This is a genomic window from Komagataeibacter diospyri (assembly GCF_043995075.1).
GTDB lineage: Bacteria > Pseudomonadota > Alphaproteobacteria > Acetobacterales > Acetobacteraceae > Komagataeibacter > Komagataeibacter diospyri.
The window spans coordinates 1,267,265-1,279,556 of sequence record NZ_CP171836.1 but is presented as its reverse complement, the minus strand read 5'-3'; the positions used below and the strand labels follow the sequence as shown (position 1 = coordinate 1,279,556).

Genomic DNA, 12,292 nt, shown 5'->3' with positions numbered 1-12,292 from the left:
AAAAACCGCCTCAAGGGCGGTCGGGCAGGCGCAGGTTGTGCGGAGTGAATCAGGCCGTCGTGGCGGCAGGCGGCGTGTAGATGCTGCCGACCGGATATTTGCCGTCCGCATCCAGTGCGAAAGCCAGACCGGCAGGCGCTGTAACACCGTCCAGACCTGTCAGCATCTGGGTTGCGATGACTTCTCCCGCGGGCAAAAGCGTCACAACCGCTGGTGTCACGGTGGTACCAGACTGGTCCGTGTAGCTGGCTGGCTGCGCAGTCAGCGCCGTGGTGCGGTAAAGGATGTAGTTCTGTGCCGTATCGGCCATGGGTCAGGGTCTCCGGTCAGGTTGCAGCGGGAGGAGGCGGCAGCACCGCGCTGGTGGCATCCGCGCCGTCACGGATGGCCAGCAGCGCCTTCTGGTAGGCAATCCATTCGGCGGGAACGGTTTCACCAAGCGCGCCGTATTCGTTCCAGACATGCCGCCTGGCATCCGCCAGAGCGCGGCGTGCATGCATGGAAAGCGGGATCACATGGACGTGGCGCACGATCACGCCATCCTCACCGATGCGGTGCGACAGATGGCGTGGCAGGCTGGCCCAGTCTTCCGGCGTGACAGGGTGCATGCCGGATGCGGGCGGCACATGCGCGACGGATGACAGCGCCCATGTGTCATGCCAGCCTGTCACCCGTCGTGTTGCAGGGTCATACTGGGCGTAATAGCGGGCGGGGAAAGCCTGCTGGCGTTCAGGTTGCGCATTGATGTTCATTTCAGGCCGCTCCAAATGCAAAGACCCATACGCCAGCGCCATGGGTGCTGGCCTCACCGCCTTCAGTCGCGTTCACGTTCACTTCAAAGCCGGTTTCGGTCACGGTTCCGGTTACGATATTGATCCATGCCGAAAGATTGGTGGTGAATTCGGATGTGGCGGTCACGAATACCGACGGCACGGCTGAAAAGGATTCAGGAAACGTGATCTTGAAGTTCGTGCCCATAACGCTGTCTATGTAATAGATCAGCATCTTCTGGCCGTTGATCGTCGTTCTGGTGCCGCCAGATATGGAGGACTGCACGCCATACAGCAGCCCCAACCACACATCGGATGAACCGTTATTGTAACAGAAGGACGGTCCCGCCGCGCCCTGGATCAGGGCCTTGCCATCATACATTCCCGTCCCGACGCCATAGGCCCCGGATACGCGGGCGTTTACGTTGGTCGTGAGCGCGGCATCAGCTGCTGCACGGGTGGCAGCTTCGGTGGTCAGGTTGGTCTGGACTGTTGTTACGTCCACGTAATTCGCGATCGGGGCATAAACATCATCCGTCCCGTTATTGTAAACGCCAACCGGACGTCCTGTCGTGGCCTGCTGATACAGACCCAGCATCTGATAATCGCCAGAGCTTTTTCCATAGATGCCCGAGACACGGTTGCTGACATCAGCCGTCAGCGTTGCGATCTGGCTGGAACGGGTCGCGGATTCAGCCGCAAGGCTGGAGGCGGCAGTGGCGGCAGACGTCGCGATCAGTGACTGGATGGCGGCGGATAACTGTCCCCAGTTGGTGCGATCGAGGGTCAGGCCGGAATCAAGGATGACCTGCACGACCTCAGCCACCAGCATGTTGTAATGGCTGGCCGGGAAATCTGTAGCCGGGATGGTGGATGCCGGATCACCATCAGTTGCCCAGCCGGGCGTGCCGGTAGCCGGCATCGTGTCGCGTGAGGTCTCGACCACGGTGCCCGTGCCGATGATCAGTTCCATCGGTTGTCCTTAGCTGTAGTTGAAAATGAGGATGGTGTGCGCGGGTTTGCGGGCGTTCAGTTCGCATTCCAGCACCGCGTTGCTCCAGGTTGCCCACGGGTTGCCGAAGGACTGGCCGAATTTCAGGCGGTTGATGGTCAGCTGCGGGCTGTTGATTTGCCACGTGTAGGCCCAGGCATCGCCGCCGAAAGGCGTGCCGAACTTGCGCCGGAACCGTGAGGGTGCGAACTGGGTGATGGTGATGTCGTAACCAAGCGTCCTGGCGAACGCGATGAAGTAATCGACCGATGCGCCGCCGTTATCCGTCAGGCGCGCCACCACCTGTGCGCGCCGCAGCTCCACGGTCGGGCTTTCGCCCGCGCAGGGATCCGGCAGCCCCAGCGTGGCCTCCCATTCCGGCAGCAGGTTGACCGTGGTGGAGGGGAAGGCGTCATCGATCAGGTCACCGGCGGACTGGGCGCTGCGCTGGAACGATGGTGCCCACACGCCTGCCAGCTGGTAGGGCATGCCGTCCGGGTCGCGTGACCAGATACGCCCGCGCGGCAGCAGGTTAAGAAGTGCGGTGCGGAAATCCGCTACCGAGAAATTGGGTGCTGCCATGGGTCACGCCGCGAAGCTGATGGTGCCGAGGGTTGGCATGGTGCCGGCATTGGTGCCCGTTACCGGCCCGGTGGGGGACTGGACCTCGAAACTGTCCAGCCCGATGGCACCGATTGCTTCCTCCCAGTCGTTCGGGTCGATGGTGCCGCCGGGGGCTGACAGGCGCACGAACATGTCGGTCAGGGCTTCGGTAATCAGTTTCTGGTTGGCCGTGGTGTTGCCGGTGCCCAGATCAGTGATGACGAAATCCGTGGGCTGCGCGATGGGAGCGCAGACAATGACCAGCGCCGTGACCGGCTGGCTGGGCTTGATGGCGTTGGCGACCGTCAGCTGGTCGCCGGTCGCGGTGGTGTACCGGTCATCATCCGTGGCCGCTCCATTCGTGCCGTTGGGAAAGCCGCCACTGGCCGCATTGGCTTCATCCAGCATGACGTAGACGACCACGGTGCCGGCTCCCGCGCCATTGCCGACCACCCATGCCCGGGTAACGCCCGCCACGGCTTCGGCCCAGCCGACGTAATCGTCGGCTTTCCCGTCCTGTCCCTGCGCCTGATAGGCGTCCATGACACGGGTGCGGAAATCGGTATCGTCTTCGATATCCGCACCGCTGACCGTAATATCGGTGATCGTGCCCGTGGTCTGGATGCCCGCCACCGGGCTGGACAGGGTGACGATGGTGCCCAGCGTGACATTGCCCGCCGTGCCCGTGCTGCTGGCGGTCCAGTTGACGGTGGTGATGCCATCCACTGTCACGCTGTCGGCCGATGCCGTGGCCAGCAGGCCGCCCTGCAGGGCGAACTGCGTGCCTGCCGGGATGACGGCCGTGCCGGTGGCGGTGAAGGTGGCCGTGCCGCTGGCGGCCGTGGCCCCCTTGCGATACACGCCCTTGAGCGCGCCCCACGCGGCCAGATATGCGCCCGTGGCGGTCCAGGGCACCGACTGCATCGCCACCCAGTCGATATAGCCGTAATGGAGCCATGACAGGCCTGCCAGCACCATGGACAGGACATAGATGACCGAGAAGCGCAGCACGGCTGTCACACCGGGAATGCCGCCGCTTATGACATCCTGCAGGGCCTGCTGGCGCAGCTGCGACAGGGTGGGGCGTGGATAGGCCATGTCAGGTCAGCCCCTCCCAGGCCCATGAAAACTTGAACACCTGGGGCGTGCTGTTGCCCGGTTCGGTGATGGTGATGGAAAATTCGGCCATGGTCCGGACGGTGGGGTTCCACCACGCGCTGACCGCGACCGAGGTTGCGACCCCATCATTGACCAGCCACTGCAGGGCTTCGGAACAGATGTCCTCGATCTCGCGCGGGATGGCCCGCGTGCCAACCTTGACCGCGCGCCGCAGTTGCCACAGGCGGGAGCCGATCGGCAGGTCGGCAAAGGCGTCGCCCCACCAGCCGCGCCGGTCAGCCGTGGCCGAGCCGGTAGGGCCACTGGGGGACTGGATACCTGCGGCTGCGTCGTCGGATGATGGCTGCTGCGGTGCCACGCGGTCGGTAAACAGGGAGACCATGACGGCCGAGCGCAGGGAATTGTCCAGCGCCAGATCACTGGACACGATGGACCAGTCGCCGCGCGCTGCGCGGACATTCCAGACGATTGCGATATCCATTGAGTTTCCCTTGGGCTGCGCGCGCGTTGACTCGCAGCGTCGTTATCGTTTGTGCTATCAAGCCGTCAGGAGGCCATCATGACCGTAGACACCAGCAGCATGATTCTTGAGCAGCTTCGCCTGATCCGTAAGGAGATTGCGGATCTGCGCACGGTGACACTTGCGAACGCCGATCGTTCCCGCAGGCTTGAGCGTCGTCTTGAGGAGATGCGTGACGACATTGAACTGATGATGAAGGCGGAACTCATGGGCCGTCTTGGGCATTTCGAAACGCAGGTGGAAAACCGGCTGGATGCGATGTCAGATCGGATTGGCGAAATCATGCACGGCAAGGCGTAAGCTGCTATTTGCTGCGCCGCCTGACCATCAACTGGCCACAGGCGGCCCGGAATTACCGCTACCCGGCTGCACCCCGTTGTGGGGATGGCTGGACAGCCTGATGCCCTGCGCCTCGACCTCATTGCCGGTGATGGTGCCCCCGGCCGTGAAATCGCCGGGGGTGGTGACCTTGTTGTTCGCCGGGTTCAATGCGATGGACCCGTCCGCCTTGAGCCAGATCCGGCTGCCGGTGGAGGGATGGAACAGGCAGACCTCACCGGGCTGCAGGTCCTTCGGCCTGCCGCGCTGGTCGCCGGTGGCGATGACGACGCCGCGCGTGCGGTCGCCGCCGATGAAGGCGACGATCAGGTCAGACCCCGGAACCGGCCTGCTGGCCAGGCCATATTCCTGCATGATCGGCAGGTCGGCCTTTACCTCTCCTGCCGCCAATGCGGCCTGCACGGTAGGTGTGTTGGGGGTTTCGTTCGTGTTGGCGGTCTGGCGACCGATGCCCAGCGCCATCATCACGCGGCGTGCGGTGCGGAGCACGGTCATGACGTGGTGTCTTTCAGTGGGGGCAGGTCATCGGTCTGGATGGAACTGTCCGCGCTGTTCTGGGCGCTGTTCATGACCTGGAGGAATTTATCGGCCAGCACCGGGTTGAGCAGGGGTTCGGGCGCGAAGGCATCAGGTGGCATGAGCACCACATCGGCGTGCGTGCCGTCCTCGACCGTCTGGCGCAGGGTCAGTTCCCCGATCAGCAGGTCCGACACCGTGCCATTGCGCGCGGTGACAGGGGCGAGCGTATTGGGCAGCCAGAGCTGTCCTGCCGCATCGCGCCAGCTGTCGGCCGTCAGGGTGACGGGATAGGCCCGGCCATAGCGGCGGTTGACTTCCCACTGCGCGCGCTGCTGGCAGACCTTGTTGTTCTCGTCCCCGTTTTCGACCGGGATGAACATGTTGCGTGTACGGGGCACGCCGGGGTCGGTGGCCTCCACGCCAACGGTCAGAACGCCCATCTGGCTTTCCAGCGCATTGACGTTCGGATCCGTAAACAGCGATACGGTATTCTGGGTTATGGCGATAACCTTGGAATACCGGCCGCCAAGGCTGCGCACGGTCTGGATGCGTTCGACGTTCTGGCCCACGGCAAAACCGCTGGCCGCGCGTCTGCTGCCCACGGCAGACATGCAGATGTTCCCGTCCGGCCGGTCATAGAACAGTACGGCAGCAAGGCGGGACAGGCGCTCGATCACCTCATACGCGGTTTCCGTCAGGATGACGGAAAAGGCGAGGATGTCGGTATCGCCCGCACCATTGACGGATATCACGTCAATTTGTGCGAACTTGCAGACGGCCTGCGCGATTGCCAGCACGTTGGTACTGTTCATCTGGAACGTACTGAATTCGGCAGCACACTCTACCAGATCGACGGATTTCGATGCGATCTGCACCTCGATCATGTGGTCTTCCGGTCCAAGGTCATCCACCACGGTGATGACGTAGCCGGTGAACACGAGGTCGGTCCCGATATAGACCTGGCAAATATCGCCCGGATTGATGGTGTTGACGCCTGCGGCAGACGCGCGTGCGGCCGTCATGCCCAGCGCCGCAGTCCAGGGCATGATCTCGATACCCAGCCGCAGTACGGCAGATGTCCAGTTGGTGATCTGGCGTGACGTGCTGCCGGTCGTGACCACGATGGAGACCTGATCCGACGGGGCGTTATTCCACCCCAGAAAGTCGGATATGGCGGTCAGCGCACCACTCATGATGACAGGGCCTCGAACTCGGTTGGCATGAAAGCGGGGTGGACGGGATCGGCACGCCGGATCAGATCGGGTGCGCGGGATCCGTCGGCATAGAGCTGCTGCGCCAGCACCAGCGCGGGCAGGGCGGCGTTGCGGGTAACGGTGACCATGTCCGGCAGGCGTGCGCCCCGGTCGGCCAGATCCTGCAGCACCTGTGCCCGTAGTGACCGCAGCGCCTGGAAGCTGGCGTCATTGCCGTTGTCGGCCGCCGTGATGGCTTCGTCATCAAGCAGAGTGCCGATCTTGAGGCGCATGGCCTGCGCATCCTCGGCCGAGGATGGCTGCCAGTCGCCGCAGGCGCGGGACAGTGACAGCAGGGCGGCCTGTCGGCACAGCGTTGCAGTGGCGGCCTGCGCCGTTGCAATGGCCCCGCCGATCGGTGCGCTGGAAGCCAGCACCGTGGCGTTGCATGAGACCAGCGGGGTCAGGACCGCGATCTGCCCGGCCGGATCCGCAATGGCGGAGCGGACTGATTCGGGAATGGCAAGGATACCGGCGGCGAGCGCCGTGGCGTCCGCTGCATCCGCCAGTCCTGCCACATTGGCGCTGACGACCTGACCGTTCGTGGTCAGGGCTTCCAGCACGCTGCCCTCGGTTGCATCCGGGTCGATGGTTGCGCCATTGCCGCCTACATACCGACCGAGGTTGCCCGGCAGGACACCAAGGGCGGATGACCACGCGCCGGGGGAACGGATGGCCGTGACGGCGCCCGCGCCCCATAGACTGGCGACAGCGCGCCCGGCGCTGAGGACAGAGCGCCCGTAGGAATACGGGGTCAGCGTATTGGCGGTGTAGTCGGATGACGCCGATGCGCCGAACGCCACCGCCGCGACCCCAATGGCGGCGTCCAGCGCCAGGGTGATGACCGAGCCGAGGTAATTGACAACCTCGACCAGTTCCATCTCGATATCGACAATGCCCATCACCCCGTCGCGTTCGTACCAGTCGAAGCGGGTGAGGGCGGCCTGCAGTGCGCCCACGGTAGGGTGGATCAGCGTGCCCGGCCCCTGTGCCTCGGCCGCCATGACCAGCAGGTCACGCTGCACCAGGCATTCGGGGCCGATCAGGAAGCCACGGATGCGGTAGGAACGCGGGGCGCGTCCCAGATCCTCGGCCCAGACCTGATCGCGGTATGGGTAACGGTGGATCTGGAAATTGCGCCCGTTGCCCCCGCCGCTGCCGACCACCACAAAGGGGACGCCACGGAACGACCCTTGCAGGTATTCTTCTGCAAGGCGGGTGATCGTGCCGGACATGTCAGTTTCCTATGGGTGTAAGGGCAGGCGGCATGGCCTGCTGGACAGGCGTGCGGTTGACGACACGGGTGCCGGGTGGCGCGTTTTTTACTCGGGTCTTGGTGCCTGGCGGCGCATTCCGGTGATCAATTTCTATCTGGATCGGCTGCAATGCTTGTGCCGCTACCGGACCCGATGCGGTTCCTGACGGCACGGTCATGTCGGGACCGGAGAAGTACTGACCGGCAAGCTGGTTGGCCAGTTGCCCTCGGCGGATCATTTCGCCAAGCTGGTCCTGCGGGCGCTCCACGTAGCCCGAAACAACGGCGGCTGAGGCGGCCGGGCTACGCATCCGCCGCAGCAGATCGCCGCCCCGGTGTTCGGTCGTGTTCAGTTCGTAATCAAAAAACTTGAGCTGCTCGTCCAGATTGGATTGCCGGATATCGTGGCCGTACAGGCGTTTGAACAAAGCCTGTCGGTCGGCATGCCACTGGCCAATGCCGTATGCCTCACCGTTATCGCCCTCCCTGTGAGGATCCATCCCGCTTTCCTGGACAAGGTTGGCGACGATGCCAGCTGAATTGCCCCCGCTCCACCCACGTGAGCGGTAGAAGGCATAGGCGTTCTTGATGTCCTCCTGATTGGCGATCTTCTGCTGCTGCGCATAGGAGCGGCCGACAATACCGCCAGAGAGCCGCGATGCCGCATCATCCAGATAAGATGCTCCCGGAATGTAGCGGTCTGGCATCGAGCGCAGGTTGTTATCAGGATCCGTTGCACGAATGGTGCGGTAAGCTGCATATCCGACCGCGAGAGGTAATGCGGCGCGCGAAAGCATACCACCGCCAACTCTGCCTGATACGCCTCCCGCAGCCTGCGCTGTGCGAGAAGCGGCACCAGCTTCTATCGCGGATTTCCGCATGCGGCCGAATGCCGTTGCCACTCCGATAATGGCGGTTGCCAGGCTGAGCATGCCTGTCAGAACTGGAGCGGCATATATTGCCCCGATGGCAATCAAGGCATCACGGCCAGCCGATTTCCACCCACCAAGACGTTTCACCACGTCAGTAATGGCTTGATAAACGCCGAACACATCACCCTTAATCTGGTTCCAGCCGCCTGCACGCAGCCACGTTATAAACTGGCGTACGTAACCTGTTATATCTTGGGCAATCCATGTGCGGTTGGCCGCGATCCACTCTGCCATGCCTTCGATAACGGGACGGATGGCGGGCTCTAGTGACTCGGCCAGACTATTGCCGGACCCTCTGACGGCCAGTTCCAGTTTCTGCTGCGCCTTACGAAGCCGGTCTGCAGCATCCACACCTTTCTGATTGAACAGGCCGTATCGTTCAGCCAGCTTGAGGTTATTTTCGAATTCACGCCTGGTCTGCTGGAATATCGGCATGAGACCCTGCGCAGCGCCACCGAACAGGGTTGTAGCAGCAACAGCCTGCGCAGCAGGATTGCGGATCTGACGTAGGCTTGCCGCAACACGCAGAAAAAGCTTGTCAGGACTGAGTTTCTGTAAATCTTCTGCCTGAAGGCCGATGGCCTTGAATTGGGCAACGGCTGCAGGGTCCTGATTATTTAGAGCGGCCCAGCTTGTCTGGGACAGCTGCTGCAATGCTCCGGTCATGGCCTCGGCTGATCCGCCAGACAGTTTTGCCGCGTTCTGCATGGCCTGCAGTTTCTGCGGGGCCATGCCCATGGTGCGTGATGTGGTGCGCAGGTCCGTGCCAACCTGCGCCCACGCGCTGGCGAGGCGGTACACACCCGCCACGCTGGCGGCACCGGTCAGCGTGCCCAGCACGGGGATGATTTGGCCCAGCGACTGGAACGCGCCAAGGGCAGACCGACCGACGCCGACGATGCCATTGTTCAGCCGGGACAGCCCCGACAGGCTGGCAAAGCGGCCAAAGGCCGCCTGCACGCGGCGGACGGGGGCCTGCATGCGCGCGATGCGGGTGTTGATCCGCTCGATCGTCTGGCTGGCGCGGTCAGCCGCGCTGATGATAACCTTAACGCCTGCGTTTGGCACGTTCTGCCTCCCGTTTCTGTTCCGCCGCGATCTGGTTGGCGGTCTCGATCGCGTCGATCATGTCGGTGCCGGTCAGCGTTTCCACGTCATGGCGCGACCAGCCGGTGAAGAACCGGCACAGATCCGCGCCTAGCCGTTGCCAGTTGCCGGGCCAGACATAAAAAAACCGGTCAGATAGTCCGCGGCTTTCGCAAACTGGCTGATCGGCATCTTGAGGACGGCGGCCTTGGGCCATTCGCTGACCGCCTCGACCAAGGCGATTTCCGCCTGCAGGAAGGCTTCCGGCGTGCCCCTGGCTTCCGCCGCCTTCATGATCCGGCGTTCGCGCACCGTCGGTTCACGCAGCGTCATGTCGCTGAATGTGCGGCCAGTGGCCTCGATCGGGTCGGGGAAAATTAAAGAGAAGGACGGGGAGGTGTCCGGTTCTTCATCGGGCTTGCGCCGCGCGTCCTCCTCGAACCCCGTGACGAACACGACAGCACGGTCGAGGATCGTGGTGGCCAGTTCGATGATGGCCCGTTCCGGCACGCCGGAAATCCGGGCTATCAGACCGATCTGGGAATTGTAGACCGATTCAGGTGTCATCTGCCGGCCCATGACCTGCGCCGCGCACAGGATCTGGTACACGTTGGGTTCATGCAGGCGCAGTTCTTCGAACGTGCCGGCCTTTTTCACCTCAAGCGGCGGGTTCAGGTCGATGACGAGGGTGTTGCCCCCATCATCTTCCTGTTCCACTTCACCGCCTGCGGGGATTACGATGGCAAGGACTTCCTCATCACTGGGCTGATTGTGGTGACGGCTCACGAGACGATATCCTCTGTCACGGTGTCACTTTCGACATGCAGTTCGAACGTGCCTTCCTGCGTGTTGACGGTGATGTTTTCGGTCTGCCAGCCGGTGTTGCAGGTGATGACCTTGCCATTGGCGCAGACCAGCACGATGGTCAGGTCGGACGCACCCTGCAGGCTGCTGACCGGGTAGTCGCGACGGTCACGGCAGGTGGCGCTGATGAATCCCTGACCGGGCATCTGGGTGAAGCCCTCGACGGCGGATTGGCCCTTGGCGGTTTCATTGACCGGGCCAGATGCCTGCCACTGGCCTTCGCCCACGACATTGAACGGGATGCCGTTGATGGTGAGGGTCGCGGTGCCGCCAAGCGGCCCGCGATAGACGGTTCCGGACATGGCGGCTCCTTACGATTTCACGAACTGGCAGTTGCCAGCGATGACCCACAGCTGGTTGGCAAAGTCATAGGGCATGAGCAGGAACACCTGCCCACCACCCTGATTCTGTGCCTGCAGGCTGGTGGCGAAGGTGGCGGCGTTCTGTGCCCACAGCTGCGTGCACTGCCAGTTGTAACGAGCGGCGCAGGCCTTGCCGATCAGCTGCGCCGTGGTGGCCTTCGCCCCCGCCGGGATCTTCGTCCCATCGGCCACGAGGATGAAGCCACCGAACATGGAGGCCAGATAGATCCGCATGTCCTGCAGGCAGATCATGGCGGTCATCAGCGTCTCGATGTCGAGATAGCTGTCATCAGGCACGCCTTCGGCGTTTTCCTGATAGGTCGTGACCAGGCGCTCGACATTGACCGTGCCGCTGTCATCCACCGTGAAGGTGCTGATGCCGTCGTGCAGCAGGCTGTTGCGCTGGGCCAGCGTGAAGCGGCCGGCATCCGTGGGCGGCATGACCGTCAGGGCAACACCGGTCACGGGGATGGCCGGGTTGGTTCGGATGCTGGCTGCGACCAGTGCGCCAACCTGTGCCGCCCAGACCATGGGACTGGACGGGCTATCGGACACGGGCATGACCGTGGTGTGCGGGTCGTTCTGGCTCAGGCCGAACGTGGTGGCTTCCCCGTACGTGCCCCGGAAGGCGGTGATGCCGTGACCATACAGCTGGTTCATCGGTGCCCAGCGGCCATCGGTATTGTTGAACAGCGTCTTGAACGCGGTCAGGCTGGCCGTATCGGTATAGGGGTGGATGAACAGGTCATAGACACGGTCACCCAGCGTCGCGAGGGCCGTGGCCAGGGTGGTCGGGTTCTGCGTGCCGCCCGACATCTGGGTCAGTGTGACCGACACACCCGTGGGCAGGGACTGTCCGCCAGCTGTGCCCAGCAGGTCCACGCCCAGCACGATGTCATTGCCGCACAGCCCCTTGTTCAGCGCCGTGACATTGATCTGCCCTGCCGTGGTGGCGTCCACCGCCAGCGAAACCGGTAGACCGGTCACGGCGGCGGCGGCCGTGATGACGTTCTCGGCAATGGTGGCTGCCGTGTCGCCTGCCGTCACCAGCGTGGGGATCAGCTGATCGCCCACATACAGGCACAGCGTGCCGGATGCAGACGCCGGGCCTGCGATGGAGAACGTGCCCTTGGCGGCAGCGGACGCGGCATCATCGGCCAGTGGCAGCACCCAGACCTCGCCCAGCGGGTCGAGGGCGAAATACTTCGCGACCATGATCGCGGCCTGCGAGCCCGCGCCATACAGCCCCTGCGCATCGCTGATCCCGGCGGACAGGCGCGCGGTCCCCGCAAGGGCCGCGCCGGTCGTGGTCTGCGCGATGATCAGGACACGGCGACCATAGGACGCGGTATTTGCCCTGGAATTGTCCAGAGCAAAATAAAAGCCGGGCACCCGGTTGTTGGTCGGGTAACCCGGCACCGTGATGGAGCCGCTCATGCGTGGGCCTCGGCAGGTTCAGGAATGGCCGCCGCGCCACCGGACAGGTGCGTGGGCGAAGGAGAGGGCGAAACAGGCGCGGCCGATGCATCGGGCGGCGTGGCCTTCACCACGTCACCGTTATGCAGACACAGCAGCCAGAAGCCCGTTTCGGGCACGGTTTCACCCTGCGCTTTCAGCAAGCGCATCGTGCCGGGCCACCGCACTGCGCGGCCCGGGGCGGGTTTTACAAACATGATGGA

15 protein-coding genes are annotated in these 12,292 nt (G+C 63.4%); 1 reads left to right on the top strand and 14 read right to left on the bottom strand.

Features of this window, described 5'->3' with window-relative positions:
* Positions 1-49: 49 nt before the first annotated feature.
* From ACE2AA_RS05985 to ACE2AA_RS05960, 6 genes are read right to left on the bottom strand one after another with little or no spacing between them, the layout of a single operon-like run.
* Positions 50-310: a hypothetical protein gene (locus ACE2AA_RS05985; RefSeq protein WP_141300271.1), complete on the bottom strand. Its 261-nt coding sequence runs from the start codon at positions 308-310 to the stop codon at positions 50-52.
* Positions 311-326: 16 nt separating this feature from the next.
* The gene (locus ACE2AA_RS05980) at positions 327-752 is read right to left on the bottom strand and encodes a hypothetical protein (protein WP_141300269.1); all 426 of its coding nucleotides are present in this window, start codon (positions 750-752) and stop codon (positions 327-329) included.
* A gap of 1 nt (position 753) precedes the next feature.
* Positions 754-1,743, bottom strand: a complete 990-nt coding sequence (locus ACE2AA_RS05975; protein ID WP_395371705.1) for a hypothetical protein — start codon at positions 1,741-1,743, stop codon at positions 754-756.
* A 9-nt stretch (positions 1,744-1,752) separates the two neighbouring features.
* The gene (locus ACE2AA_RS05970) at positions 1,753-2,343 is read right to left on the bottom strand and encodes a YmfQ family protein (protein ID WP_395371704.1); all 591 of its coding nucleotides are present in this window, start codon (positions 2,341-2,343) and stop codon (positions 1,753-1,755) included.
* A gap of 3 nt (positions 2,344-2,346) precedes the next feature.
* Entirely contained in the window at positions 2,347-3,462 is a 1,116-nt protein-coding gene (locus ACE2AA_RS05965; RefSeq protein WP_395371703.1) for a baseplate J/gp47 family protein, read from the bottom strand.
* 1 nt (position 3,463) lies between these two features.
* Positions 3,464-3,964: a phage GP46 family protein gene (locus ACE2AA_RS05960; RefSeq protein WP_395371702.1), complete on the bottom strand. Its 501-nt coding sequence runs from the start codon at positions 3,962-3,964 to the stop codon at positions 3,464-3,466.
* A gap of 78 nt (positions 3,965-4,042) precedes the next feature.
* Between ACE2AA_RS05960 and ACE2AA_RS05955 the strand changes: the two genes are divergently transcribed.
* Entirely contained in the window at positions 4,043-4,303 is a 261-nt protein-coding gene (locus ACE2AA_RS05955) for a hypothetical protein (protein WP_395371701.1), read from the top strand.
* 27 nt (positions 4,304-4,330) lie between these two features.
* Here ACE2AA_RS05955 and ACE2AA_RS05950 read toward each other — a convergent pair whose 3' ends face one another.
* From ACE2AA_RS05950 to ACE2AA_RS05915, 8 genes are all read right to left on the bottom strand, one after another.
* Positions 4,331-4,837, bottom strand: a complete 507-nt coding sequence (locus ACE2AA_RS05950) for a phage baseplate assembly protein (protein ID WP_395371700.1) — start codon at positions 4,835-4,837, stop codon at positions 4,331-4,333.
* On the bottom strand, positions 4,834-6,054 hold the full coding sequence (locus tag ACE2AA_RS05945; RefSeq protein WP_395371699.1) for a phage baseplate assembly protein: 1,221 nt from the start codon (positions 6,052-6,054) through the stop codon (positions 4,834-4,836). The genes ACE2AA_RS05950 and ACE2AA_RS05945 overlap by 4 nt, the downstream gene beginning before the upstream one ends.
* Positions 6,051-7,349 (bottom strand): DNA circularization protein, encoded by a 1,299-nt coding sequence (locus ACE2AA_RS05940; RefSeq protein ID WP_395371697.1) that lies wholly within the window; start codon positions 7,347-7,349, stop codon positions 6,051-6,053. The genes ACE2AA_RS05945 and ACE2AA_RS05940 overlap by 4 nt, the downstream gene beginning before the upstream one ends.
* 1 nt (position 7,350) lies before the next feature.
* Entirely contained in the window at positions 7,351-9,369 is a 2,019-nt protein-coding gene (locus ACE2AA_RS05935; protein WP_395371696.1) for a phage tail tip lysozyme, read from the bottom strand.
* Between the two features lie 129 nt (positions 9,370-9,498).
* The gene (locus ACE2AA_RS05930; protein ID WP_395371694.1) at positions 9,499-10,173 is read right to left on the bottom strand and encodes a phage tail assembly protein; all 675 of its coding nucleotides are present in this window, start codon (positions 10,171-10,173) and stop codon (positions 9,499-9,501) included.
* Complete coding sequence (locus tag ACE2AA_RS05925; protein ID WP_395371692.1) at positions 10,170-10,553, bottom strand: phage tail tube protein; 384 nt, start codon at positions 10,551-10,553, stop codon at positions 10,170-10,172. The genes ACE2AA_RS05930 and ACE2AA_RS05925 overlap by 4 nt, the downstream gene beginning before the upstream one ends.
* 9 nt (positions 10,554-10,562) lie before the next feature.
* Positions 10,563-12,050 carry a phage tail sheath subtilisin-like domain-containing protein gene (locus ACE2AA_RS05920; RefSeq protein ID WP_395371691.1) on the bottom strand — a complete coding sequence of 496 codons (1,488 nt, stop codon included), beginning with the start codon at positions 12,048-12,050 and terminating at the stop codon, positions 10,563-10,565.
* On the bottom strand, positions 12,047-12,286 hold the full coding sequence (locus ACE2AA_RS05915; RefSeq protein WP_395371689.1) for a DUF2635 domain-containing protein: 240 nt from the start codon (positions 12,284-12,286) through the stop codon (positions 12,047-12,049). Before ACE2AA_RS05915 ends, ACE2AA_RS05920 begins: the two co-directional genes overlap by 4 nt.
* Between the last annotated feature and the right edge of the window lie 6 nt (positions 12,287-12,292).